Source organism: Halomonas sp. N3-2A (assembly GCF_002216165.1).
Taxonomy (GTDB): Bacteria; Pseudomonadota; Gammaproteobacteria; order Pseudomonadales; family Halomonadaceae; genus Vreelandella.
The window spans coordinates 1,304,813-1,331,017 of the sequence record NZ_CP022286.1; the positions used below are offsets into that span (position 1 = coordinate 1,304,813).

General features: G+C 52.6%; 23 protein-coding genes. 12 read left to right on the forward strand and 11 right to left on the reverse strand.

Annotated elements, in window-relative coordinates; translation table 11 throughout:
- Positions 1–20: 20 nt before the first annotated feature.
- The 4 genes from nudC to CEK60_RS06180 are packed head-to-tail and all read right to left on the reverse strand — an operon-like array spanning position 21 to position 2,802.
- On the reverse strand, positions 21–800 hold the full coding sequence (nudC, locus tag CEK60_RS06165; protein ID WP_038484035.1) for an NAD(+) diphosphatase: 780 nt from the start codon (positions 798–800) through the stop codon (positions 21–23).
- On the reverse strand, positions 793–1,545 hold the full coding sequence (dnaQ, locus tag CEK60_RS06170; RefSeq protein ID WP_089038287.1) for a DNA polymerase III subunit epsilon: 753 nt from the start codon (positions 1,543–1,545) through the stop codon (positions 793–795). Before dnaQ ends, nudC begins: the two co-directional genes overlap by 8 nt.
- Positions 1,533–2,012, reverse strand: coding sequence for a ribonuclease HI (gene rnhA, locus CEK60_RS06175; protein ID WP_038484029.1), 480 nt, complete (start codon positions 2,010–2,012; stop codon positions 1,533–1,535). The genes dnaQ and rnhA overlap by 13 nt, the downstream gene beginning before the upstream one ends.
- Positions 2,005–2,802 (reverse strand): class I SAM-dependent methyltransferase, encoded by a 798-nt coding sequence (locus tag CEK60_RS06180; RefSeq protein WP_089038288.1) that lies wholly within the window; start codon positions 2,800–2,802, stop codon positions 2,005–2,007. The genes rnhA and CEK60_RS06180 overlap by 8 nt, the downstream gene beginning before the upstream one ends.
- Positions 2,803–2,914: 112 nt before the next feature.
- Here CEK60_RS06180 and gloB point away from each other — a divergent pair, with 112 nt between their 5' ends.
- From gloB to CEK60_RS06210, 6 genes are all read left to right on the forward strand, one after another.
- Complete coding sequence (gene gloB / locus CEK60_RS06185; protein ID WP_089038289.1) at positions 2,915–3,682, forward strand: hydroxyacylglutathione hydrolase; 768 nt, start codon at positions 2,915–2,917, stop codon at positions 3,680–3,682.
- 29 nt (positions 3,683–3,711) lie between these two features.
- Positions 3,712–4,917 carry a transglycosylase SLT domain-containing protein gene (locus CEK60_RS06190; protein ID WP_089038290.1) on the forward strand — a complete coding sequence of 402 codons (1,206 nt, stop codon included), beginning with the start codon at positions 3,712–3,714 and terminating at the stop codon, positions 4,915–4,917.
- Positions 4,918–5,108: 191 nt separating this feature from the next.
- Positions 5,109–6,989 carry an extracellular solute-binding protein gene (locus tag CEK60_RS06195; RefSeq protein WP_089038291.1) on the forward strand — a complete coding sequence of 627 codons (1,881 nt, stop codon included), beginning with the start codon at positions 5,109–5,111 and terminating at the stop codon, positions 6,987–6,989.
- Positions 6,990–7,088: 99 nt separating this feature from the next.
- Positions 7,089–8,162 carry a microcin C ABC transporter permease YejB gene (locus CEK60_RS06200; protein WP_089038292.1) on the forward strand — a complete coding sequence of 358 codons (1,074 nt, stop codon included), beginning with the start codon at positions 7,089–7,091 and terminating at the stop codon, positions 8,160–8,162.
- A 2-nt stretch (positions 8,163–8,164) separates the two neighbouring features.
- Positions 8,165–9,238, forward strand: a complete 1,074-nt coding sequence (locus tag CEK60_RS06205; RefSeq protein WP_089038293.1) for an ABC transporter permease — start codon at positions 8,165–8,167, stop codon at positions 9,236–9,238.
- Positions 9,231–10,829: an ABC transporter ATP-binding protein gene (locus CEK60_RS06210; protein ID WP_089038294.1), complete on the forward strand. Its 1,599-nt coding sequence runs from the start codon at positions 9,231–9,233 to the stop codon at positions 10,827–10,829. The genes CEK60_RS06205 and CEK60_RS06210 overlap by 8 nt, the downstream gene beginning before the upstream one ends.
- 172 nt (positions 10,830–11,001) lie before the next feature.
- On the opposite strand, the gene CEK60_RS06215 is transcribed toward CEK60_RS06210, so the two are convergent.
- Both CEK60_RS06215 and CEK60_RS06220 read right to left on the reverse strand, forming a co-directional pair.
- Positions 11,002–11,706, reverse strand: coding sequence for a pseudouridine synthase (locus tag CEK60_RS06215; protein WP_089038295.1), 705 nt, complete (start codon positions 11,704–11,706; stop codon positions 11,002–11,004).
- Positions 11,706–12,521, reverse strand: coding sequence for an amidohydrolase (locus tag CEK60_RS06220; RefSeq protein WP_089038296.1), 816 nt, complete (start codon positions 12,519–12,521; stop codon positions 11,706–11,708). The genes CEK60_RS06215 and CEK60_RS06220 overlap by 1 nt, the downstream gene beginning before the upstream one ends.
- 72 nt (positions 12,522–12,593) lie before the next feature.
- On the opposite strand from CEK60_RS06220, the gene rarD reads away from it, so the two are divergent.
- Complete coding sequence (rarD, locus tag CEK60_RS06225) at positions 12,594–13,502, forward strand: EamA family transporter RarD (RefSeq protein ID WP_089038297.1); 909 nt, start codon at positions 12,594–12,596, stop codon at positions 13,500–13,502.
- Here rarD and CEK60_RS06230 read toward each other — a convergent pair.
- Positions 13,473–15,128 carry a methyl-accepting chemotaxis protein gene (locus tag CEK60_RS06230; protein ID WP_089038298.1) on the reverse strand — a complete coding sequence of 552 codons (1,656 nt, stop codon included), beginning with the start codon at positions 15,126–15,128 and terminating at the stop codon, positions 13,473–13,475. The genes rarD and CEK60_RS06230 overlap by 30 nt on opposite strands.
- Positions 15,129–15,364: 236 nt before the next feature.
- On the opposite strand from CEK60_RS06230, the gene CEK60_RS06235 reads away from it, so the two are divergent.
- From CEK60_RS06235 to CEK60_RS06255, 5 genes are all read left to right on the forward strand, one after another.
- A complete protein-coding gene (locus CEK60_RS06235; protein WP_089038299.1) occupies positions 15,365–17,065 on the forward strand; it encodes a SulP family inorganic anion transporter in 1,701 nt (566 codons plus the stop codon).
- A gap of 104 nt (positions 17,066–17,169) precedes the next feature.
- Complete coding sequence (locus CEK60_RS06240) at positions 17,170–18,300, forward strand: MlaE family ABC transporter permease (RefSeq protein ID WP_089038300.1); 1,131 nt, start codon at positions 17,170–17,172, stop codon at positions 18,298–18,300.
- A complete protein-coding gene (locus CEK60_RS06245; protein ID WP_089040866.1) occupies positions 18,300–19,124 on the forward strand; it encodes an ABC transporter ATP-binding protein in 825 nt (274 codons plus the stop codon). Before CEK60_RS06240 ends, CEK60_RS06245 begins: the two co-directional genes overlap by 1 nt.
- A gap of 6 nt (positions 19,125–19,130) precedes the next feature.
- Positions 19,131–20,072: an MlaD family protein gene (locus CEK60_RS06250; protein ID WP_089038301.1), complete on the forward strand. Its 942-nt coding sequence runs from the start codon at positions 19,131–19,133 to the stop codon at positions 20,070–20,072.
- Positions 20,069–20,692, forward strand: a complete 624-nt coding sequence (locus tag CEK60_RS06255; RefSeq protein ID WP_089038302.1) for an ABC-type transport auxiliary lipoprotein family protein — start codon at positions 20,069–20,071, stop codon at positions 20,690–20,692. The genes CEK60_RS06250 and CEK60_RS06255 overlap by 4 nt, the downstream gene beginning before the upstream one ends.
- On the opposite strand, the gene CEK60_RS06260 is transcribed toward CEK60_RS06255, so the two are convergent.
- The 4 genes from CEK60_RS06260 to CEK60_RS06275 form a co-directional block, all read right to left on the reverse strand.
- A complete protein-coding gene (locus tag CEK60_RS06260; RefSeq protein WP_089038303.1) occupies positions 20,666–22,531 on the reverse strand; it encodes a protein kinase domain-containing protein in 1,866 nt (621 codons plus the stop codon). The genes CEK60_RS06255 and CEK60_RS06260 overlap by 27 nt on opposite strands.
- 63 nt (positions 22,532–22,594) lie before the next feature.
- Positions 22,595–23,851, reverse strand: coding sequence for a 2-oxo acid dehydrogenase subunit E2 (locus CEK60_RS06265; RefSeq protein ID WP_089038304.1), 1,257 nt, complete (start codon positions 23,849–23,851; stop codon positions 22,595–22,597).
- 17 nt (positions 23,852–23,868) lie between these two features.
- Complete coding sequence (locus CEK60_RS06270; protein WP_089038305.1) at positions 23,869–24,846, reverse strand: alpha-ketoacid dehydrogenase subunit beta; 978 nt, start codon at positions 24,844–24,846, stop codon at positions 23,869–23,871.
- A 1-nt stretch (position 24,847) separates the two neighbouring features.
- On the reverse strand, positions 24,848–26,050 hold the full coding sequence (locus CEK60_RS06275; RefSeq protein WP_089038306.1) for a thiamine pyrophosphate-dependent dehydrogenase E1 component subunit alpha: 1,203 nt from the start codon (positions 26,048–26,050) through the stop codon (positions 24,848–24,850).
- Positions 26,051–26,205 lie beyond the last annotated feature (155 nt).

Sequence of the window (26,205 nt, forward strand, 5' to 3'; positions counted from 1 at the left end):
CCGTTCTCGCCCGCGAGCATTCAACGCCAGCGGGCGAGATGCGCTTCGATAAGTTCACGTGAAATTGAGTACGGTGGTGGCAATGAAGGTAACTGCCTTGGCGAAAACCAAGCGGCATCACTAATCTCCACACCATCGATATGAATGCGCCGCGTCGTCGCTTCTGCAAAAAAACCAAACATTAGTGAATGCGGAAATGGCCACGCTTGGCTTTGGTGGTAACGAAGGTTTTCCACATGCACGCCCACCTCTTCGTATATCTCACGATGTACCGCTTCTTCAGCAGACTCTCCAGGCTCAATGAAGCCTGCAAGTGTCGAGTAACGTCCGGGCGGGAATCTTGGGCTTCGTGCTAACAGCATCGCCTCCCCACTGGTGACTAGCGTGATAATGCAGGGTGAAATGCGCGGATAGTTACGATGCCCACAGGCATGACAGTGCATCGCAAACTCAGCTTCCAACTTGGTTGCCTTCTCACCGCAACGCCCACAAAAACGATGGTTCTCTAACCAAGCACCGACCTGAAGCGCCGTCGATAGTAGGCTGAACCAGGAGGCAGTCAACTCCCCTAGCCACTGCCGTCCATCTATCCAGTCCTCACCCGGCTTACTTTCCACTAACAGCGCCACCGGCTCATCGTGCCAATAGCACAGCGGCTGCATCCGCTCGTCCCACGGTTGAGTCGGCTGTAACGGCGTCAACTCACCGCCTTCAGCCAACGGTGCTGGCGCTAGATGACTTCGGGACACGCGGATAACACGACCTTCTCGCGCATAATGGGGAATTTCTCGTCTAAGCATCGGCATTATTACCTTCAGACCAACCACCCTCGAACCAACGCAATTGATGCGCCTGACATTTAGCTTGGTGAGCGGCGCGCTCTTCCTCACTAGGCCGGACGACCCTCAGTTGCCCTGGCGTCAACGCTAAACGCTGTACCGACAGCCCTTCATTGGCTTGATTGTTTTGCTGCTCACCTGACGATGCTTCTGAATCAAGCGTCAGCGCCGTTTGCCCGCCGGTCATCGCCAAATAGACGTCGGCTAGGATCTCGGCATCAAGCAATGCGCCGTGCAACACACGATGACCGTTATCAATGTCGTAACGCTTGCATAACGCATCGAGGCTATTACGCTGGCCTGGGTGCATCTGACGAGCCATCACCAACGTATCAAGAATGCGGCAATGTTCACTAACAGGACCTAACGCGGGGGACCGTCGCCGCTGGTTTAACATGGTCAGCTCGTGATCAATAAACCCCACATCGAAGGGGGCGTTATGAATCACCAGCTCGGCTCCTGCTATAAATGCCCAGAAGTCATCGGCTATGTCGGCAAACACCGGTTCATTCGCCACCTTGGCGTCATCAATACCGTGAACCGCCACGACTTCAGCATCAATATGCCGTTCAGGATTGATATATTGATGATAGGAGCGCCCTGTAAACCGCCGGTTAATCATTTCAACGGCACCAATTTCCACTAATCGGTGACCATCTTTTGGGTCGATGCCGGTTGTTTCCGTATCCAAGATCACTTGGCGCATGCTGCTCTCCTGTTATGCTCATCAATGGCTTCGTTAGCCAACGCATCGGCGCGCTCATTACCGGGGTGCCCGCTATGCCCTTTTACCCAGTGCCACTCGACACGATGCCGCTGTGTTTCCTCGTGAAGGGTCTTCCAAAGCTCAGCGTTTTTAACCGGCTGCTTGGCCGCCGTCTTCCAGCCTCGCTTAATCCAATTGTGAATCCATTGAGTAATTCCTTGGCGCACATACTGGGAATCGGTCCAGAGAGCCACTTCACACGGCTTATTTAGCGTTCGCAACGCCATAATGGCCGCCATTAATTCCATACGATTGTTAGTGGTATCTGCTTCGAAGCCTTTTAACGTCTTCTCATGCTGCCCGCTTGACAGCACTACCCCCCAGCCACCTGGGCCCGGATTTCCTCGACAGGCCCCATCGGTATACACCGTAACGCGAGGCAACCCATCGGTTGCTTGCTTACTCACTTTCACTATCCTTTTCTAGACGACGTTGACCTGAGTGGTATCGCGCAGAAACACCGGTTCGTGTAGCTCCCAGAGAAGTGGGAGTGATCGGTGCACGCAACCCAAATTTAAGACGCTCTACCGGCGCATGGCGTTGTCGCCGCTGCGCTTGAATCATGTAACTTTCACCCAACGGTAAATTATGCCTGCGTCCCAACGCTTCCCAGCGCTCTCCACAGGTGGTGCTCATCGGCCCCCGAAAACAGCAGTAGTCTACGCGTTCTACGTCAAAATCGACAAACGCCAGCCAATCGCGCAAACGGCTAGCCGTCCGCCACTGTCCGCTCCAAGGGAAATTCCCTTGCTGCTTACGCCAACGCTGGGTTAACCCGTTCAATCCTAGCGGATTGAAACCAAACAGAACTAGCACACCGCTATCGGAAGTGACCCGGGCAGCCTCTTGTAATGTGTGATGTGCATCTGGCAAATGCTCTAGCCAGTGATGAATAACCACCACCTCTAAACTGCGGTCTGGTAAGGCAAAGTGATCTGGTGGGCAGACTAACGTGGACGAAGTCTCCGCCATTGCTCTCGTCGGTGACCAGCGAATGATATGAGGAATGGCCGACATCGTCATCAACGTCGGCCCCATACTCATCTCTAAACTGTGGCCACCTTTGCGCCCTTCAACCAGCGGCCCCAAACACGCTCGCTGCGTTTCCCATAGCGAACGGCCAGCCTCTGTTTGCCAGTACGCTTGGCTTTCCGCCATCTGCTGGGCGAGCCGAGTTGCCGTTGACGAAGTTGACATGAACAGCGCTTCCCTCCACAGTAAATGCTTTTTAACGTTTTGAACGCCAGCGTTAGCGCATTCGAAAGCGTCTAATTTAGCGTCTATTTTTTTGAACTAAAGGATCTCGCCCATGATGAGCGTGACACCGATTCCCGCACTTAGCGATAACTACATTTGGCTATTAAGACAGGATACCAGTCAAAGCGTTTGCGTGGTGGATCCCGGTGAAGCAGCACCTGTCATCGAGTTTCTTGAGCGTGAATCCTTAACGCTTGATACGATTTTAATCACTCATCACCACCATGATCATACGGGTGGCCTTACAGAGTTGATTAAGCGCTTCTCGCCCCGGGTTATTGGCCCCGCCAATCCTACTATTGAAGGTATTAATGAACAGGTAGGACACGGCGATGAAGTACGTATTATGGGGCGTCTTTTTGAAGTCATGGCCACGCCAGGGCATACATTAGATCACGTGAGTTACTTCACTCCAGGAATTCCTGCGCTACTTTTCTGCGGCGACACGCTGTTTTGTGGTGGGTGTGGCCGCTTATTTGAAGGGTCGCCAGAGCAAATGTTTGCATCTCTTCAAACCTTAGCGGAACTCCCAGAGGATACGCTGGTCTTTGCAGCGCATGAATATACGCAAGCGAATCTAACATTTGCTCGTGCTGCAGATCCTGATAACGAAGACGTTAAATATGCACTGCAGGAGTGTGAGAAGGCTCGGGCATTAGACCGACCTACCTTACCCAGCACGATAGGACGCGAGCTGAAGATCAACCCCTATTTGCGCGTGAGCACCGATAGTGTGCGTCAAGCAGTAGGTACACATGGGGTCAATGATGATGATCTCGCCACGTTCACCACTTTACGCGAGTGGAAGAACCGTTTTTAAGAACGCTATCGAGTAAAAACGAACCGACTATGACTTATCGAACGATTCGCCAGCGCTTATTACTAAGCGCTGGAAGCACTGTTATTGTGAGCCTATTTTTAGCCGCAGCGGCCAGCTCTCAAGCCTCTACTACCGAAGCATACCAGCCTAACAGCGCCCTCAATGACGCGCCCGCTTCACCCGACTTCCGCCCCAATGCCTTTCAGCATCACTTCTGGGAAGCGCTTGAGCTACAACCCCAAGATGCCTGGAGCACATTACGTGACAGCTTCCAGTGGCAGGAAAAAAATCTCCCCGCCGATGCTCAAGCACGTGTCGACAAGTGGATAGAGTACTACCGTTCCAGCCCGCAAAATATTGTCGCCATCACGGAACGAGCAACCCCCTGGCTTGCCTGGATCACCCAGCAAGTGAGCGAGCGTGGCCTTCCTGGTGAGATCGCGCTGATTCCGTTTGTTGAGAGTTCTTTCGACCCCAGCGCCCGAAGCCATCGAGGAGCCGCTGGGCTTTGGCAGTTTATGCCGGGCACCGGAGATGCATTAGGGCTGGTTCGCAACGGCAACTACGATGGACGTTTAGACGTCGTGACGTCTACCGCAGCAGCGCTTGATTACCTGGAAATGCAGGCAGATGAGTGGTACGAGGGTGACCTGATGCTCTCGCTGGCCGCTTACAATGCCGGGGCTGGCACCGTTAACCGCGCGCAACGTCAAGCTCAGGGCCAAGGCCTTGCAGGCGACTACTGGGAACTATCACTGCCCCACGAAACGATGCAGTACGTTCCCAAACTTAAAGCCATTGCGACGATCATCAACAATCCAGAACAGTACGGGGTTTCGCTTCCCGACATTCATCCTGATCCCGCTTTTGCCAAAGTTCAGCTTGAGCAGCCAGTTAGCCTGGCACAGGCCTCTCAGCTTCTGGATGTTAGTCAATCCGCGCTGGCCGAGCTAAACCCTGGCTTGCTAAATGGCAGCCTTGACCCACGCAGCGCCCAGACGTTACTTGTGCCTGAAGAAGTCGACACTCAGATGTTAGCTCAGCTTTCGCAATCAAACAGTACTGCATTAGCGTCAACCAGCACACCAAGCGTTCACCGCGTTGAAAGTGGCGATAACCTTTCAGTGATTGCGTCACGCTATAATGTCACTCAACAAGACTTGATCAGGTGGAATGCGATTGAACGCCCAGAGGTACTGAAGCCTGGTCAACTGCTGACGCTTTCAGGACGGTAATGTGGGGAATCTAACCAGGCTTTGTTAACTAGGTTTAAAACGCAGTCTTTATTAATCTTTCTTGGCCATGTCTCAGTTACTATTAGCGCCGCTACTGTGACTCAGCAGTTGTGTCTAAGGTTCTAAAGCCCAGGTCTAAGTTAAGGTGCTAAGCCCAGTTTCTAAGCCTTCGTTGCTACAGGAAGTTACCAATGCCACGCGGTGTGTTGTTTACCAAAGTACTTTTGTTAACCAGCGGCTTGCTGTTGAGCCTGTCGCTGTTGGCTTCTGAAAACGACGTCGAAAACAACACCGCCACCCCCGTCGAGACCGTACACGGGCTATCTCTCTACAATAGCCCGCAGCTACCTCCCGATTTTGCCTACTTCCCCCATGTTAATCCGTCCGCCCCCAAGGGCGGAACGATTACCCGTACCGCCGTGGGGGGCAGTTTCGACTCTACCAACCCGTTTATTATTCGCGGCACGCCTGCTACCGGTATTTCTCAAATTTATGACTCGTTGATGGCCAGTAATCCTGGCGAGCCCTTCAGTTTGTACGGGCTGCTGGCAGAAGGCGTCCGCCTGGATCCGGAACGTCGGTGGATAGAGTTCGATTTGCGCCCAGAGGCTCGCTTTCAGGACGGGGAGCCGGTAACGGCCTATGATGTGGTGTTCTCACTAAACCTGCTGCGTGAACAAGGTAACCCCTTCTACAGTAGCTATTACGCCGGTGTCGAACACGTTATCGCCTTAAACGATCATCAAGTGCGCTTTGAATTTAACGACACTGAGTCACGCGAGCTGCCACTGATTGTGGCCCAGTTGCCCATCTTACCCCGTCACTACTGGGAACCCCGCGACTTCAGCTCTCCGACTCTGGATGCACACCCTGGGTCAGGTCCCTATCGCATTAGCGAGGTAGACCCTGGACGGCGAATTGTCTATCAGCGAGATGACAACTATTGGGGTAAGAATTTGCCCGTCAATGTGGGTCGCTACAACATCGACCGTCTTGTTTATGAGTACTACCGCGACCGCGATATTGCCTGGGAAGCCTTCAAAGCAGGCCTTACCGACTTCAGGACTGATGCACGCGCTGCTACTTGGGCCATTGGCTATGATAATTTTCCTGCCTACCGAGACGGCTTAATTAAACGGATTACCGTGCCTGATGTTAACCCCTCCATGATGCAGGCGTTTGTCTTCAACTTACGCGAAGAAAAGTTTCAGGACCCAAGGGTGCGAGAAGCACTGAGCCTCACGTTTGATTTCCCCTGGCTCAACACCAATATTTTCTATGGCACCTATCGGCGCACGGAAAGCTTTTTTCAAAATTCTGAAATGGAAGCTACTGGAACGCCATCAGAAGAAGAACTTGCGCTACTCGAACCTTTTCGTGAAGCGTTGATAGACTCCCATCATTCAGAACGACTGTTCACCGACCCGCTGCCCATTGAACACCCCACAGAGCTGCGTGAACGCCTGCGGCTTGCGCTTGATCTGCTGCGCGAGGCTGGCTACCGCGTAGAAGATGGTGTGTTGGTGCACGGTGAAACAGGCCGACCGCTTACCCTGGAAGTACTGCTCTACGATGCTGGCCTGGAGCGTGTTGTGCAACCCATGCTACGCAATATGGCACGCCTTGGGGTTCAAACGTCGCTACGCATTGTCGATATCAATCAATATCTTAACCGAGTGCGCAGCTACGATTACGACATGGTCATCAGCCACTTCCCTCAGTCTAATAATCCTGGCAATGAACAGCGCGATTTTTGGACCAGTGCTGCCGCGGAGGCACCCCAAAGTCGTAATCGCATGGCCCTTGCCCACCCTGCTGTCGATGCGCTGGTGGAGCAGCTGATTCGTGCCGATGACCGTGAAACGCTAGATACCATTACACAAGCGCTTGATCGCGTGCTGCGCTGGGGCTTTTATGTCATTCCGCACTATCATTCAGGCGAAACGCGGATTGCTGTGTGGGATAAATTTGGCTACCCAGAACCGTTTCCAGCTTATGCCATGGATATAGACGCTTGGTGGGTAAACACCGACCGAGAAGCAGAACTACAACGCCGTCATCGACGCCGCTGATTCCGCCAACCTAGATTCATCAAACATAGATTCATTCAACATAGTTATAACAGCTTACCGGCAATAACTTTTGGCCCCCAATTACTCATGGAGCGCGCTGTGGCACGTTATACCTTACGCCGACTGCTACTGATGATCCCGACCCTGTTCGGCATCATGCTGCTTAACTTCATGATTGTTCAGGCTGCCCCTGGGGGACCCATTGACCAAATGTTGGCCCGCTTTGAAGGGGCCGATGCCATGGCAAGCACACGCCTGGATATGGGGGGCGCTGATGTACAAGTTAGCGATGACTCTAGGGGCGCACGTGGAATCGATCCACGCTTTATCGAGCAATTAGAGCAGCAATTTGGCTTTGACAAACCTGCTCATGAACGGTTTATCGGCATGATGGTGGACTATCTCACCTTCGATTTCGGCACCAGCTTTTTCCGTGACCGACCGGTGATTGAACTGATGATCGAGCGCCTGCCTGTCTCTATTTCATTAGGCTTATGGACAACGCTGCTGGTCTATCTCATTTCTATTCCTTTAGGCATCCGCAAAGCGCTACGACACGGCTCTCGCTTTGATGTCTGGACCTCAGGCCTAGTGATCGTAGGCTATGCCATTCCTGGCTTTTTGTTCGCCATTCTGCTTATTGTCGTGTTTGCTGGTGGCACTTACCTTGATTGGTTTCCTCTACGCGGCTTAACATCGCCCGATTTTTCCGAGCTATCCGCTTGGGGCAAAATTAAAGACTACTTCTGGCATATCACCCTACCGGTACTGGCTGCCGCGATTGGCAGTTTTGCCACCCTCACCATGCTGACCAAAAACAGCTTTTTGGATGAAATTCATAAGCAGTACGTGCTGACAGCCAGGGCCAAAGGTGCCGACGAGCAGCGTATTTTGTATGGCCATGTTTTCCGTAACGCCATGCTGATCATCATTGCGGGGTTACCCTCTGCAATGATTGGCATTTTCTTTACCGGCGCACTGCTCATCGAGGTAATTTTTTCCTTGGATGGCCTCGGTTTATTAGGCTTTGAGGCAGTAATGCAGCGAGACTACCCCGTCATTTTCGGAACACTATTTCTATATACGGTGATCGGGCTGCTGCTAAAGCTAATATCCGACTTGACCTATGTATGGGTAGACCCACGCATTGATTTTGCGTCGAGGGAGTCATAAACATGACATTTATCAGCTCGCGTCTTTCGCCGATTACGCTGCGTCGCCTAGCAGCATTTAAGGCCAATCGCCGCGCCCGAGTATCGCTGTGGCTATTTGGTGTTCTGTTTATTGTCAGCCTATTTGCTGAACTCATCGCCAACGACAAACCTCTCGTAATGAAATATGACGGACAGTGGTATATACCGCTACTGGTCGATTATCCGGAAACCGAATTCGGTGGTTTCTTACCCACCCGTACCGACTACTTAGACCCCTTTGTCCAACAGCAAATTAGCGACCACGGTTGGGCGCTATGGCCGATTATTCCCTACTCCTACCAAACCCTCGATATGCTGATGACACGACCTTCGCCTGCACCACCAGATAGGCGCCATTGGCTGGGTACCGATGATCAAGGGCGTGATGTATTAGCGCGAGTCATTTACGGGTTTCGACTATCGGTTGCCTTTGCTCTGGCGCTCACCGCAGGCTCCTTGGTCCTGGGCGTGGTGGCGGGCGGTGTGCAGGGTTATTTTGGCGGCAAAGTAGACCTCATCGGACAGCGCATCACAGAAATCTGGTCTGGGTTACCGGTGCTATTTCTGCTGATTATATTGGCCAGTTTTGTGCAGCCCGGTTTCTGGTGGTTACTGGGCATCATGCTGTTGTTTTCGTGGCTGGGACTGGTTGATATCGTACGCGCCGAGTTTTTGCGTGCACGCAATCTTGAGTACGTGCGTGCAGCCAAGGCCATGGGACTCCCTTCTCGGCTGATTATGTGGCGCCACGTGCTACCTAACGCGATGGTAGCCACGCTGACGTTTATCCCCTTCCTGTTCACTGGTGCCATTGGCACGCTCACCGCGCTGGACTTTTTAGGCTTTGGCCTGCCACCCGGCGCACCTTCACTTGGCGAACTAGCGGCACAGGGCAAAAACAACCTACATGCTCCATGGCTTGGCATCACCGCGTTTATGACGCTTGCCATTATGCTCTCACTACTGGTGTTTATTGGTGAAGGGCTTCGCGATGCCTTCGACCCGCGACATGTGAAGCAGCAACAGTCACCCGCCCAGGAAACCAAGCATGCCTAGTCACGCAAACAATGCCCAACCACTACTGCGCTTAAGCGAGTTTTGTGTTTCCTTCGATGGCAATGTCGTTGTCGATTCCCTCTCTCTCACTGTCAATGCGGGCGAAACGCTCGCTATCGTGGGGGAATCTGGCTCGGGCAAGTCGGTCTCTGCCCTGGGCGCGATTAATTTACTGCCTGACAACGCTAAGATAAGTGGTCAGCGCTGGTTAGAAGAGACCGATCTTAATCAACTAGGCAAACGTGATTGGAATGGTATACGCGGTAATCAGGTGGGATTTATTTTCCAAGAGCCGATGACGTCGCTCAACCCGCTTCACCGCATTGGCAAGCAAATAGGCGAAACCCTTCGTTTACACCAGGGCCTTAGCGGGCAGGCTGCACGTATACGGGCCAAGGCACTGTTAGAACAAGTCAAACTACCGCGTCCTGACGAACTGCTTGACGCTTGGCCACATCAACTTTCTGGCGGTCAGCGCCAGCGGGTAATGATCGCCATGGCCATTGCCAATAATCCGGCACTGCTGATTGCGGATGAGCCAACGACGGCGCTCGATGTGACCGTTCAGCAAGAGATTTTAGCCCTGCTGAAAGAACTCCGCGATCATCACGGTATGGGTGTGCTGTTTATCAGTCACGACTTAAATTTGGTACGCCGCCACGCAGACCGGATATGTGTCATGTATCAAGGGAAAATCCAGGAAACCGGTAGCGTTGCCGATGTATTTAATAATCCCCAAAGCGACTACACCAAAGCCCTCATTGCCGCCGAACCAGAAGGCCGGCCTGCTGAGCCTGCTGATACCACGCCGCTTTTGACCACACGCCAGCTTAGCGTGAGTTTCAAGCGCCCGAGAACAGGACTTTTTCAGCGCCAGCCACCCGCTTTTGAAGCCCTGAAAGCCACCGACCTAACCATCGCTCCTGGCGAAACGCTGGGCATTGTCGGCGAATCAGGCTCTGGAAAAACGACGCTGGCGTCAGCGGTTATGCGATTAGTCGCTAGCCAAGGTGAGGTGATACTGGGCAATGCCACGTTGAGTCAGCTCTCTGGCGACACGCTTCGACGCCAGCGCCATCGGCTACAAATGGTTTTTCAAGATCCTTACGGAGCGCTTTCTCCGCGCATGCCGGTATTTGATATTGTCAGTGAAGGCCTGCAGTTTCATTACCCTAACTTGACCAATGCAGAAGTCACCGAACGCGTGCATCGTACGCTGCGAGAAGTGGGTCTGCCGGAAAGCTGTGCTGCCCGTTACCCTCATGAGTTTTCGGGGGGACAGCGCCAGCGCATAGCGGTGGCACGGGCAATTATCCTAGAACCTGAGCTACTGGTACTGGACGAACCAACCTCAGCGTTAGATCGAACAGTACAAAAACAGCTGGTCACGCTGCTGCGCGAACTTCAGGCACGCCGCCAACTAAGCTACCTGTTTATCAGCCATGATCTTGCCGTGGTGCGCGCTATGGCCCACCGCATTATGGTGCTAAAAGATGGCGACGTAGTAGAACAAGGGGATTGCCTTGAAGTGCTCGCCGCCCCACAGCATCCCTATACCAAAGCATTGATAGAAGCTGCCCACTTGCACTAGCTACCTGGTAAACATAAACGTTTGTCTCGGCACTTTCCAAGCTGGCCACGCATGAACGCAGAAGCAAGATAACGGTATAAAAATTCATTGTTCATAATAAAAACGCCCCGGCCTTGGCACGGGTGTGTGCTGACCGGGGCGTTTTATCCACTAGCAGTGACGCTAAGTGTGTTTAGAAGCTGGCAATTTCTTCAGGCGTTAGCTCCCGCCATTCACCAGGTGCTAGGTCATCTGGCAACACCACATCACCAATCGAACGGCGATGAAGCGCATTGACGTGATTGCCTAGGGCTGCAAACATGCGCTTCACTTGATGATAGCGCCCTTCAGTAATGGTCAATTCCGCTTGCTGAGGAGTAATAAACCTCAGCACGGCAGGTTGCGTTGGCGTTTCTTCACCATCCAGTAGAAGTCCTTCCTCTACTTGGTTAATGGCCCACTCAGCGGCGCTACCTTCCATAGGCTCCGCCAACTCTGCAATGTATACCTTGGCACAGCGATGGCGCGGCGAGGTGACACGATGGGACCATTGGCCATCATCAGTGAGCAATAACAAGCCGGTGGTATCTACATCCAACCGCCCTACCGGCTGCAGTCGCTCTACTTTGGGTAGATCAATGAGGTCAATCACCCTTGGGTAGAGCCCACGGCGGGCAGTGCACTCTACTTCCAGCGGCTTATGCATCATCAGGTAACGCAACCCAACCAGCGCTAGCGTCTCACCATTGAACTTTACTTCGTCGTTCTGGGTGTCAATTTGGGTCGCCGACTGCTTGATGGGCTCGCCATTCAGGGTCACCTCGCCATTTTTTAACGCCCGCTTTGCTAGGCTGCGCGTCAACGGGGTTGTTTCACTCAAAAAGCGATCAAGGCGCATTATTGACCCACTCCTGGCAGAAGCGAAAAGCGGTCGGCATCTTGCCAGGCAGGAAATTTTTCTCGAAAAGCATCTAGGTCCGTTTTATTTAGCGTCCCCGTTTCAATAAACGGAGAGTTTGCAGGGTGGTCGATCAGCGGTTCCCCTTTGAAATCGACCAGCATGGAATCGCCGCTATAGGCGAGTCCTTTGGCATCTTCACCGACGCGGTTGACACCCACTACGTAAACTAGGTTTTCAACTGCACGCGCTTGTAAAAGCGTGCGCCATGGGTGACGCCGGGGTGCAGGCCAGTTCGCCACACACAGCGCGGCATCATACTCGAAATGTTCGCCCTCTGCTGGCTGCTGGCGCATCCAAACGGGAAACCTCAGGTCATAGCATACGCTCAATAGCAGCCTGAAACCTTTCAGTTCAACGATCTTCCGGCCATTGCCCATACCATAGCGTTCATGCTCTCCGGCCATACGAAATAAATGGCGTTTATCGTAGTACTGCAAGTCACCGCTGGGGGTAGCCCATACCATACGGTTGAAGTATTGCCCTTCATCGACAATGGCCACGCTGCCGGTCATTACACAGCCTCTCGCCTTGGCCTGCGTCTGTAACCAGGCAACGCTCTGGCTCGCGTTCATGGGCTGGGCCATTTCCCGTGAGTTCATTGTGAAGCCAGTCGCAAACATCTCTGGCAACACAATTAAATCGGTATCGCGGCTATCTAATTCGCCTAATAGCCGCTCAAGATGCGCATGGTTGGCCTGAGGATCTTCCCAGCGCAAATCGCACTGCACTAAGCTCGTTTTCAGTTGACTCATGCCATGTCTCCTTTGCATCAGTGTGTTCGTCAATTATGTGCTAGATTAGCATTTTTAATTAGTGAGGCTGCTATGTTTCCACCCGCATCAAGGGACCCTGAAGCGGTCAAGGGCGTTATGTTTGGCTTAACTGCCTACATTATGTGGGGCTGCTTCCCACTATTTTTCGCTCTGTTTGATGGCATTCCCGCATTTGAGATCCTGATACATCGGATTTTGTGGTCGTGCCTTTTCCTGGTCGGGCTAATCAGCATACTGCGCCGCTGGGCGCCAGTGGTTAGCGCACTTGTTGAGCCTAAGCGCTTGGGGCGCGTACTCGCTTGCGCGTTACTGATTGCCTTTAATTGGGGCCTCTATATCTATGCTGTTGAAAGCAAGCAGGTATTACAAGCCAGTTTAGGCTACTTTCTAACGCCGCTGGTAAACATTGCCTTGGGCGTACTGGTGCTACGCGAAGTAATGGCTCGCCTCCAGCTGGTTGCTCTTGGTTTGGCAAGTTTAGCGATTGCAATCCAGTTTGTGATGCTGGGTGAACTGCCGTGGATCAGCCTGCTACTAGCACTCAGCTTTGGTAGCTACGGATTATTTCGCAAGCAAGTGCCTCTTGATGGACTTTCAGGCCTGTTTGTGGAGACGCTGTTGCTATTCCCACTAGCACTAATAGCGCTCACTTGGCTCAGTTGGCAGGGGGAGTCTCACTTTATTCATAATGTGCCGATGAGCGCTCTGCTAATAATTAGCGGTGTGTTAACTGCCCTGCCGTTGATGGCCTTTGCTGGGGCTGCACGACGCTTACGGCTGGCAACGCTAGGGTTTCTGATGTATATCAATCCCAGCATTCAGTTTTTGATTGCAATCATCATCTTTGGCGAGCCTCTAGGGCTCATCCAGTTAGCGACTTTTGTGATGATCTGGGCGAGCTTAGCGCTATATTCCTGGTCCTCTTGGCAATCACGCCCGCGCCAGCAGGTGACTTCCTGAGGTTAACTCTTCCACTGGTTTTTCAATACTCACTGCACTGGTGTCATTTGTCTTTTCAGGCTGGTAACCCACGCGAAAGCCTCCCCAGTGCTTACCATTAATGTAAATGGGAACCGAAAGGTCGTGCATTATTTCACCAGTGTCACGCTTATAGGTTTGTAGCAACAACGGTTTCTCATGGGCGCCGCAACGACTGCCCGTCGGATCATCAAAAATGCGTTTGCTGCGGCAATACTTGAGATCGTGATCGTAATCACCGGTGGGCTCGCGGCTAACGGCTGCGTTATGGGTAGGCACATAGCCGTTGCGGTCACATGCAATGGCGTAACTCAACCCATACTCAGTAAGCAAAGGTTCTTGCAAGCTGGGTAACTGTAAGTCCGTGAATGCATCAAAGCCTGTATGGTAAAGCGGTGGCTGTGTCCCTGGCATGACCTTGTAATCAGGCTGGAACAGCGACGTTTCTGACAACTCACCGGAGGCAATCGCTTTCTCAAACGATTTACCAATACGGTTAGCCGCTTGGCGAGCAACGCTAAACACATGCTGATGACGCCCCTGTAAACGCTGCTGCGCCAGCTCGCCATCAACGCCTTCTGCAGCGTCCATTAACGCCCGAGCTTGCTGGGCTAAATCGCGCATATCGCGATTGCCCTCATCTACATCGTCTTCAAGCTGACGTAAGCTATCAGCAACTGTTTGGCTATGGACTTTGGTGCTTTCCATTGCTTCTGCGACGCTGGTGATTTCCTGCTCAACTTGATCGAACTGTTGCGTGATAGTGGCAAGACTGCCGCCCACCTGCTGCATCCCTTGAGAACGCTCTCTGATACGGTTCATCAGCGCTCCCATCGTACCAACAACACGTTGGCCACTCTGGTGCATATCTTTAACAAGCTCATCGACGCTTTGTGTCGCCGTTGACGTCTTTAGTGCCAAGTTGCGCACTTCGCCCGCGACCACCGCAAATCCTCGTCCATGCTCGCCCGCTCGAGCTGCCTCAATAGAAGCATTGAGTGATAACAGATGCGTTTGTTCTGCTATTCCCTCAATCATCGACGTCACGTTGCGGACGCGCTCAATTTTGTCGTTAAGCGCAGATAGCATTTCCAGCGCCTGATCAGAGCGCTCGGCAACATCACTCATATCGCCAATAATATCAGCCAGCTCATCATGATTGTGATGACTTGCCTGACGAGCGCTCTCGGCAAGCGAGGCGACATGGCTAGCACTGACACTCACTTGCATGATGGCGGTATTAATAGCGTTCATACTCGATGACGCGTCACTTGCCATGGCTTCCTGCTTAGTGAGGCGTTGCGCCATAAGATCAGCGTAATGAGAAACTTCTGCCGAGGCGATAGCCGTGCTACTTGCTCGATTCATCAACCGATAGGCCATCGCGCGAAGCGAACCATAGTCGCGAATGGGCTTGAAGCCACGAATGGGTTTCGTCAAACGCGCTTGATCAGCTGAGTAAACCAACATCATCGTTACGAGCATTAAACCTGCACCAGCTCCCGTCGCTAACAGCAGCGCAGCATAGGGAAAAGCACCATATTCAGTCATCATCCAAACAGAAACACCTAGCACTGCCAAGGGCACTAATAGCCAAAGTAGTCGCATGTGGGGTACTCTTTTTTATTTGACGTTATTGAGCAGTCAATCAATAAAAATAAAGCAGGAGCGATTAGCCACTTTTCAGTCAGCTTAACGGGTTATGCTAATGAATGAAGTAGCACTTTCGGGTCAGAACATGCTTTTGTTTGAAAGCAAAGGCCATCACTGCCCACTCAACACGTTAAACTGATGGACTCACCAGTGGTTGGGGTTTAAAAAAACGAAGCTGACGCCAGGAGCTTATGTTCAAGCGCTATTTTCCTATTCTTACATGGCTGCCCCACTACCATAAGCGCCTGCTAGGTGCCGATATATTAGCGGGACTCATCGTAACCGTGATGGTGATTCCGCAGTCATTAGCCTATGCCTTACTTGCTGGTTTGCCCGCGGTAGTGGGCCTATATGCCAGTATTTTGCCGCAACTTCTGTATACCTTTTTAGGCACCAGCCGTACCCTGGCCGTAGGGCCGGTGGCCATCATTGCATTAATGACGGGCGCTGCACTCTCCTCTGTAGCAACGCCCGGCAGCCCCGACTATTTACAAGCTGCGCTGGTACTTTCATTACTTTCTGGCGGTATATTGGTCGCGATGGGTGCCCTTAAAATGGGCTTTTTTAGCAATTTTTTAAGTCATCCGGTTATCTCGGGCTTTTTAACCGCATCGGGAATTCTGATTGCCGTTAGTCAACTGGGAAGCCTATTGGGTATCTCCAGCAGTGGCTTTACGCTGGTAGAGCGTGTGATAACCCTCTTACCTAATCTCCCCACCTTTAACCCCTATACGCTTGTAATCGGTGCTGGAACACTGTTTTTTCTCGTTATGATGCGGCGTTTTGGTAAGCAGAGCCTTAGTGCTATTGGTTTGCCTAGAGCGCTCGCCGAGTTAATCACCAAGGCGGGTCCTGTCTTTGCGGTGATTATTACCACGCTGGCTGCTTGGCATTGGCAGTTGGCCGACCAAGGCGTTGCCATTGTCGGCGCTATTCCCAGTGGGCTACCTGCGCTAAGTTTTCCCTGGGGAGATACGTCACTATGGCGCGCCCTGTTCATCCCTGCGCTACTGATTAGTTTGGTGGGGTTTGTCGAGTCTGTTTCCATGGGACAAATGTTGGCAGCAAAACGGCGCCAACGTATCTCCCCTAACCAGGAACTGATTGGCTTAGGCGCCGCTAATCTAGCCGCAGGGTTTACCAGCGGCATGCCGGTCACCGGTGGCCTTTCGCGCACGGTCATCAACTATGATGCTGGGGCACAAACACCCGCAGCCGGAGCCTTTGCAGCACTGGGAATAGCGTTGATAACGATGGCGTTTACTGGCTGGCTCTACTACCTGCCGATTGCTACGTTGGCCGCGACAATTACCGTGTCTATTTTAACCCTGGTCGATATCCCCATGTTGCGCCAAACGTGGCGCTATTCTCGCAGTGACTTCGCCGCGATGGCCGTCACCATCCTGGTAACCCTAGTTGAAGGTATCGAAGCAGGCATTATCGGCGGTGTTAGTCTTTCTATCGCGTTATTCTTGTATCGCACCAGCCGCCCCCATAGCGCATTGGTTGGCCGGGTGCCGGACACCGAGCACTTTCGAAATACCGAACGCCACGATGTTGAAACCGTCAGTAATGTGGCGTTACTGCGAATCGACGAAAGTCTCTATTTTGCGAACGCCCGCTACCTTGAAGATACCGTTTATAATTTAGTTGCCAGCTATCCTGAGCTGGAGCACGTCGTTCTTATCTGTTCAGCCGTTAATTTAATTGATGCATCAGCACTCGAGAGCCTGGATGCGATCAATGCGCGCTTAAAAGACTCCGATGTAAAACTACACCTGTCCGAGGTGAAGGGTCCCGTTATGGACCAGCTCAAAAAGAGTGATTTTTTAGAGGCCCTGACCGGGCGCGTTTTTCTTAGCACTTACGCCGCTTGGCGTGAATTTTCATAAGCATGTTTTCTTAAGCTTACAAAGCACCTTTAACTAACGCTCGTTTGAATGCATCATAGACTTCTAAACAAGTGCATCGATACCAAGAGCGCCAAGGAGTGGGGATGCCAAGCGAGTGGATAGCGTGTGATGATCAAACAGTCACCCTTAAAGGCGAGTGGACGCTTGCCAATTATCGCCTTATCAAAGCGGCGCTTCAGCACAGTGAAACTCACACTGAGCTTGGCAAGCCAACAGATGCGACGGTTTCACTTGACGCAATAACTCGCCTTGATACCGCCGGTGCCATACTCATTGTGGAGCTGATTGGCGTTGAGAAAGCGCAATCGGTAGCAGATTGGGCAGCAGAACTGCCGAAAGAGCAGCAGGCGTTGCTGGTGCGTATTGCCGAAGCCATGGAAGCGCCACTGGACGTTGATCCTCCTTCCTATTCGCGCATTAGCCAAGCGCTTGCCAGCGTGGGTCAGCACATGGTGGGGCTATGGTCTCAGCAGCGCCAGCTGTTGGCCTTTATTGGTCTCGTCGTGGCCACCCTCTTCCAACTGATATTGCGGCCACGCCACTGGCGCTTAACAGCCACCGTGGCCCATATCCAGCAGAGCGGTCTTAATGCCGTCCCCATCGTCGCGCTACTCACCTTTATGGTGGGCGCCGTCGTGGCTTTCCTTGGCGCTACCGTTTTGCAGGATTTTGGCGCCACAATTTATACCATTGATCTTGTGGCGTTCTCATTCTTGCGAGAGTTCGGCGTTTTGCTTGCTGCGATCCTACTCGCGGGACGAACCGCCAGTGCCTTTACCGCCCAAATTGGCGCCATGAAATCCAATGAAGAGATAGATGCCCTGCAGGCTCAGGGGCTTGATCCTATCGAGCTTTTGGTGCTCCCACGGGTAATGGCAATGTTAATTAGCCTGCCCATGCTCGCCTTTGTAGGTATGCTCAGTGGCTTAGCGGGCGGCGCCATGGTCACCTCTCTGTCACTGGATATTTCACTTACCCAGTTTATGGCCACGCTGCAAAAAGACGTATCGGTAACACACTTTTTGGTAGGACTAAGCAAAGCCCCGGTGTTTGCCTTCGTGATCGCCGTAATCGGCTGCCTGGAAGGCTTTAAGGTCAGCGGTAGCGCGCAGTCGGTGGGAGAACACACTACTTCAAGTGTCGTTCAATCGATTTTTATGGTGATTCTAATTGATGCCGTCGCCGCGCTATTCTTTATGGAGATGGGCTGGTGATCAATTCAGATAAACCGACAGAGCAAAATGACTTACCGGTTATTAAGGTTCGAGGCTTGGTGAACCGCTTTGGCACTCATGTGGTTCACGAAAATTTAGATCTGACCCTTGAACGCGGGGAAATCCTCGGCGTTGTAGGCGGTTCTGGTACCGGCAAATCAGTGCTGTTACGCAGCATCGTCGGTTTGAAACGACCCAATGACGGCACGGTTGAAGTCCTCGGCACAACGCTTAACGAGCTTAACGAGGCACAGCGCAGTCAAATAGAGCGACGCTTTGGCGTGCTGTTTCAGCGCGGTGCACTGTTCAGCTCGTTGAACCTGCAGGAGAATATTGCCCTACCGCTCATTGAGCATGCCAGGCTACCCCGTGAAGACGCCGAGCATCTTGCCAGGGTCAAGCTATCGTTGGTCGGGCTTCCGCCACAGGCCGCGCTGCAGTTTCCTGAGTCGCTGTCTGGCGGCATGGTCAAGCGCGCTGCCCTTGCCCGTGCCTTAGCGCTTGATCCTGACATCCTGTTTCTTGATGAGCCCACGGCGGGGCTCGACCCTATTGGCGCGGCGGCCTTCGATCAGTTGCTGGTCACCCTTCGCGATGCGCTGGGATTCAGCGTATTTCTGGTTACCCATGACCTGGATACGCTCTACGCTGCCTGCGATCGGGTCGCGGTACTCTCACAGAAACGTGTGCTGGTGGTGGATGCCATCGATAAAGTGGCGGATACCGACGATGAATGGATTCAAGACTACTTTCACGGCCCGCGTGGTCGAGCCGCTCAGCGTGCTCATACCGCCTTTTCAAATAACGCAAACGTCCAGGAGTGACTGCACATGGAAACCCGCGCGCATCACGTTTTGATAGGTTTGTTCACACTGGGAACCGCCGCGGCAGCGCTTCTGTTTGCGCTATGGATGAGCTATGCCGCCGGAGAGCGTAGCTACCAGCCTTACCGAATTCTGTTTGAGCGCAGTGTTAGTGGTTTATCAATTGGCAGTAAGGTGCAGTACAACGGCATTGAAGTTGGCGATGTTACCGAGCTGACACTAAACCCTGACGACCCACGCCAAGTTATTGCCAGTGTGCGAGTCTATGAAGACACCCCCGTCAAAACAGATACCCGAGCAAAGTTAGCCTTTGCCAGCATTACCGGCAGCATGTCGGTTCAGCTGTATGGAGGCACTCCAGAAAGCCCCCGCCTAGTAAACCAAACAGACAGTATGGCACCGTTTATCAACGCAGACCCTTCACCGATCGCCACGCTATTTGATGAAGGCGAAACAATGATTCAAAACATTAATTCTATTCTGATAAACGTTAATGAACTATTTAATGACGGCAATCGTGAACAAGCCGGCACTATTTTGACAAGTATTGCGCAGATCACAGAGATGATCGCCTCACAACAAACAGCGCTGGATCAAAATATGGCACTGTTCGGCGAAGTGTCACGCCAAGCCACAACGACCCTTGAAAGCATCGATACCCTCAGCCAAGAGGCGACACAGCTATTGCGTCAAGATGGCCAGCAAATGATGCAAAGTGCTGAAAGCGCCAGTCGTGATGTGGCCAGCGCCGCGCAACGAATTGAACAGCTCGTTAACGACAATGCCGGTGCTGTCGACAGTACGCTGCAGGGGGCACAAGACATTGCTCCCGCACTTTCAGCCCTACGTTCTACACTAACTAATCTTGAGCGTATTACTCGCCAGCTTGAAGAGAGTCCCACAGACTTCTTCCTGGGCCGAGATCAGGTAGAGGAGTTTCGTCCATGAGCTTGCGCTTTACGTTTAGCATCGTCCCATTAGCGGCGCTTGTATTAAGCGCCGGTTGTTCAATACTGCCCGAAAGTAATCCCGCAACGCTCTATCGGCTGCCATCGTCTGCCACGCAGTCTGAACACACGGCTGCCGCCACCCTCCCCGTAAGACTGGGCATTGCTACCCCGGGGGCAGGCCACTTGCTTAACAGCAACCGTATTGTGGTCTACCCAGAAGGCAATGTAGTCAATGTGTATGAGGGGGTACGCTGGCATGAAGACGCCCCAGAAATGCTTCAAGCGCGCTTAATTTCTGACCTGCAGCAGCGCCAACTATTCACTGGCGTAAGTAGCGACCGATTGCCTCACGATATACTGCTACTGAGCGAACTGCGCCATTTCCAAAGTGAGTACGACACTTCCCCACCCAGTATTCACCTTCAATTAGATGTCCAGCTTGTGAATACACAACACCGAAAACCACTAGCTACGACTAGTTTTGTTATCCGCACCCGCGCAGATAGTCCAGAGATTCCGGACGTCATCAATGCGTTTGGCGCGGCCAGCGATGCGCTAGCTGAGCAGCTTTCAACATGGATCGCGGTGCAATCAAGCAGTCTGAGGACCGCCGATTGACGGCGTCTTTCTTAAAAAATCACGCGGGTCTTTAGGATAAAAATGTTCAGGCTGGCACTCTAAATGGGTAAAAAATCGCGTGTCTTTATAAGGCATTTTCATAAAGCCGGACACGCCTAACCCCTCGATCTGGCTTACAGACGCCAACATCTGCGCCAGCAAAGCCCGAAACTCGGCCTCCCGGCTAGGGTCCAGTAGCCGATAATAGCTATGGATTTTAAGATGCTTTGGTAGTGACTCAAAGATAATCATGCCGGTGTGATGAATCTCATTCAGCCGTTGCAGTATGTGCATAATGGTGTCAGGTAGGACCAGTAGCTCTTCTGGATCAGGGCCGTCTTCAAAGTAGCTATGCTGGCGAGTGAGGTCTTCCATTTCTGGAACCGCGCTCAGCTCGTAGTCAATCGTGGTGTCAGGATCACAATGAAAAGGCTCTTCCGCACTCGCGCGCTCTAAATGCAGCGTTTGGCGGGCATTAAACAAGCAGCTTTTAAACACCCCTTGGCGATGAATGGCTCGCGCCAAGTGCACCATATTGTTGACGGCTTGAATGAACGCTGGCTTTAACGCGGGATCGTGTAGGTTAAGTGAGGAGTCTATATAGACGCCCTCTCGCTCCCAGCGTACTGCTAAACCACCGACAACCGGGTATTTTCCTAAGCGACTCACCGAGGCCAAAAACGCCTTTTCGGTTTCCCCCATGCCCTGCATAAATTGCTTGTAATAGCGGTCTAACTGCACATCATTAACATCATTAAGCGTCTCTTCCGCGTTCGCTTCGCGCAGAAACGCCTTCCGAGAGCTGTAAACGACCGTATCAATCTCTTGGTGCGCCGCACGGCCCCAAACAGGCACTAACGGTGTTTGTGTTGACGTAGGTAAATCTAACATCACCACTTTGGCCATGCGGGACATCGCCTGTAAATAGTGATCCCCTGCTTTATGGCGTATGTGTGGGTCGGGATCCAGCATGCCGTCCAAGGTGCGGGCAAACTCCAAAGGTAGCCCCAGCGAGCTAGCGGGAATGGCACGATGACCAAAGCGGCAAGATTGCGCAGAAGCTAATGCATATAGCGTGCCTGCGACCCCTTGCTCATCGAAACGAGGCGATGATAGCGCTCCATTTAGCTGCTCTTCACCAATAAAGTAGACATCGCCCAGTCGGGCGTTGGTTTGCTGCAGGTTGTCGGACATTAACTCCATCACGTTTGCCCCGACAAATTGGAGCTTTTCATCTAACTGGGCAAACACGGACGATCCCCAGTCAATCAACGCAATGGACTCGGTATCTGGATCAAATACCAAATTTGACGGCTTGATGTCGCCATGCACAACGGGACGTGCATTGGGCCCCGTTTCGCGGCGCAGTGCAGAAAGAATATCGGCCAACTGGCTGGCAATGTGGACCACTAACCGTGGAGAGAGACGGCCTTCTTTCAGTGACACCTGTTCAAGATTCCAACCAGGCGCACGCTCCATCACCAGAATTGACTGGCCTCGGGAGCGTTGGTAAGCCACCAGCTTTGGTATGCGGGGATGGGAAACCTGATCAAGCATAAACGCCTCTTCTTCAAGGCGTTCTTGTAAATGAGTCGGTAGCGTAATACGTGAGAATTTAAACACGTAGTGGGCAGGCACATCTTGGTGTTGCGCGCTGCCCGCAAATACAAAGCCATAGGCACCTTTACCCACCAACTCGATCCCCGTGTAGCCCAACTGGGCGAGCTGTGCCTGACACAGTGCTACCCAGTCTTTCAGCTTTCGGGCATCATGGTGGCTAAGTAGATATACCGACTGCTCTTCCGGTATATAAAACTGCTGGAGCGGTGCCTGAGACATTTCTCATTCCTTGCCAACCAACTTCGGGCTATTTAACCTCTTGCCATGCAATGCCTAGCAACCTTAGCCCAAGTGCAGCAGCATGGTTTCAGGCGCTTCCAAGTAGCCTTTCCAGGCATTGCAGAACCTAGCGATAGTACCGCCATCAATAAAGCGATGATCACCTGCCCAGGTGATGGTCATAATGGCTCGCCGCTGAACTTCTCCTTGCTCGTCGAAGCGCGGTAACCATTGGGTTTTACCAATTGCCACTATCGCCGCTTCCGGCGCATTGATAATCGGCGCGGCATAGGTTCCGCCCAACGCACCAATGTTAGAAATACTAATGGTGCCACCTTTGAGATCAGCCTGATCGACACGCCCTTCGCGGGCCGCAACGGTTAAACGCCCCACTTCACGAGCAATGTCTAGCAGCGTTAAACGCTCAACACCTTTCACATTGGGCACCAGCAAACCGGCTTTGCTATCCACCGCCATGCCGATATTGCACTGTTCGTAGTAGTGCAGCTCGTTGGCTTCTGCGTTTAGCTGGGCATTGATGATCGGCGCCTCAGCAACCGCTAGCGCCATGGCTTTCATGAAAAAGGGCATAAGTGTTAGCCGCTCACCAAGCGCTTCTACCCGAGGCTTTAGGCGCTCGCGCAGCGCCAGCAGATCGGTCACATCGATCTCTTCGCCATAGTGAAAATGCGGGATGGAGCTGGCTGCCTCAACCATTCTTTTCGCCATCACCGCGCGCACACCGCGAAGCGCTTCGACGCGAGGCAACTGTGTTCCTTGGGTGACTTGCGATGGTGCTTGGCTAGGGGCAGCAGAAGGTTGATTCAGGTGCGCCAGCACGTCTTCTTTTAATACCCGGCCATCTTTACCACTGCCAGCAATGGCAGTTAATTCAAGTTGATGTTCACGAACAAGACGTCGCACGGCTGGGCTGGCAGGTATTTTGCCGCTGCTCGTACTAAGGCTGCAGGTACTGGATGCCACAGCGGCTTGCTCAACTGCCTTGGCTGAGCCACTGTCAGCGTCAGCGACAGGTGATTGAGGCTCGTCAGCCTGTTCCGTCGCGCTGGCTTCTTGCGCGTCACTTTCTGCTTGGTAGGCATAAAGCGGTGCGTGTACTTTGGCAATTTTTCCTTGGGCAACATAAAGTTTGGTGACCACGCCTGCTTCGGGAGCGGTAATTTCCACGAGCGCTTTATCGGTCATCACCTCGACAATCGGCTGATCTTCCTCAATCCGATCACCCTCCGCAACGCGCCACTCCACCACTTCACATTCAACAATGCCTTCGCCGATATCCGGCAGCATGAAATCGCTCATTATTTTTCTCCCTGGCGCTAAAAGTTAACGCTTTCGCGAATCGCTTCAAAAATTTTCAGATGGTCGGGCAAGTACTCTTTTTCCAGCACTAGCGGGAAAGGCGTATCTAGCCCCGTTACCCGAGTAATCGGCGATTCAAGATAGAGAAAACAGCGCTCTTGGATCGTCGCGGCGATTTCACCCGCAAAGCCACCTGTTAACGGCGCTTCATGGCTGACGATCAAACGTCCTGTTTTTAGAACAGACTCAACGACAGTATCCGCATCCCATGGCAACAACGTACGCAGATCAATCACTTCACAGGCAATGCCCTGCTCTTCAGCAAGCTCAACGGCTTTGCCGATGACTTCCATTTGCGCGCCCCAGCCCACCAGCGTTATATCAGTCCCCTCTTTAATGACCTCCGCTTCACCAATAGGAAGCTGATAATCTTCTTGGGGCACCTCACCCACCGAGGCACGATAGAGACGCTTGGGTTCTAAAAAAAGCACCGGATCTGGATCGCGAATGGCAGCAAGCAGTAGCCCTTTCGCTTGGTAGGGATTGCGCGGTACAACGACTTTTAAACCGGGCGTGTGCGTAAAGTAAGCCTCTGGTGACTGCGAATGATAGAGCCCCCCCGCGATACCACCGCCATAGGGCGTGCGGATGGTTAATCCCCCCACATTGAATAAATCCCCCGAACGGTAGCGGAATTTCGCAGACTCATTAACGATTTGGTCAAAAGCGGGAAAGATGTAGTCGGCAAACTGTATTTCAGCAACGGGCACTGAGCCTTGGGCAGCCAGCCCATTAGCAAAACCTATGATGCCTTGTTCTACCAACGGCGTGTTAAAGCAGCGCGATTTACCATACTTTTCCTGTAAATGGCTGGTAGCACGGAATACGCCGCCAAAAACGCCAACATCTTCACCAAAACAGATAACTTTGTCATCTTCAGCCATGGCGATATCAAGCGCATTGTTGATCGCCTGGAGCATGTTCATTGTGGGCATGTTATGCCTCCCCCTGGGAATCTGTGGACGTATTCACCTCAAGGTCTAGCGACCGCGCTCCACGCGGGTAGGCCTCTGGATAGCGGCGAATATGGCGCTTAAGCTGATCAAATTGACGCTGTAACTCAGGGGTTATGTCGGCATAGACATCAGTAATCAGCGACTCCAGCGGTGGGGGTGAACGCTTTTCTGCCCGTTTCAAGGTATCCAGCACTTCGCGGCGCAACGTTTCCTGCTGACTAGTTTCCTCCTCCTCGCTCCACCAGCCTTTTTTCAGCAGCCATTTCTGCATGCGCAGTATGGGGTCTTTTAACCGCCATGCTTCTTCTTCACTTTTGGCACGATAGCCGGATGGGTCATCCGAAGAGGAGTGAGCAGCAAGACGGTAAGACATGGCTTCAATCAGCACCGGCTTGTTTTGTTCAACGGCAATCTGACGCGCTTGGCGTGTCGCTTCATAAACCGCCAGTGCATCGTTCCCGTCAACACGTATCACATGCATATGATAGCCAAACGCCCTCGGGGCAATGCCATCCGCTGCAAACTGCTCGCTTGATGGCGTCGAAATGGCATAGCCATTGTTGCGGCAGAAAAAAATCACCGGTACTTGATGGACTGATGCCATATTCAGCGCGGCGTGGAAATCACCTTCTGATGCAGCACCCTCACCGAAAAACGTTAAGGTACAATGCCCATCACCCGCTAATTTCTGACCGTATGCGTAGCCTGTCGCCTGAGGGATTTGCGTTGCAAGCGGAGAAGAGATGGTCATGTAGTGCAGCTTGCGTGATCCATAATGAATCGGCATTTGGCGGCCTTTACCGTAGTCGAGCTCGTTGCCAAATAGCTGATTCATAAACTCGTCAATGGAGAACCCGCGGTACATTAATGCGCCTTGCTCGCGGTATTGCGCCATGATCATATCGGCATCGTCTAGCGCAGCAGCGGCGCCAACAACGGCGGCTTCTTCACCCGTACTTTGCATATAGAAACTGAGCCGCCCCTGGCGTTGGGCAGCCATCATGCGCTCATCTAGGATACGGGTGGCCAGCATGGCTTGATAGAGCCGTCTGGCATGATCACGCGGTAGGTCTGGCTCTTTAGCACCTTCGTAAAGCTCGCCCTCTGGGTCGAGCAGGCTGAAGGTAGCCATTGAGAATTCGTCGCCGGTCATAAAGAGCGGCTGATGTACGTAGTTTGTCATGCTTATTATCCTTGTATTACCCCTTTTGAGGGCAGTGTTGTTGGTGTTGACCGTTTTTGCCAGTGGATTTATCTAGCATAGGTCAAGCTTGTCGAGGTTAGTGTCACCTCGATCAACGCAACACAAGGACAGTAACGCAGTCTGCTACTTTTAGG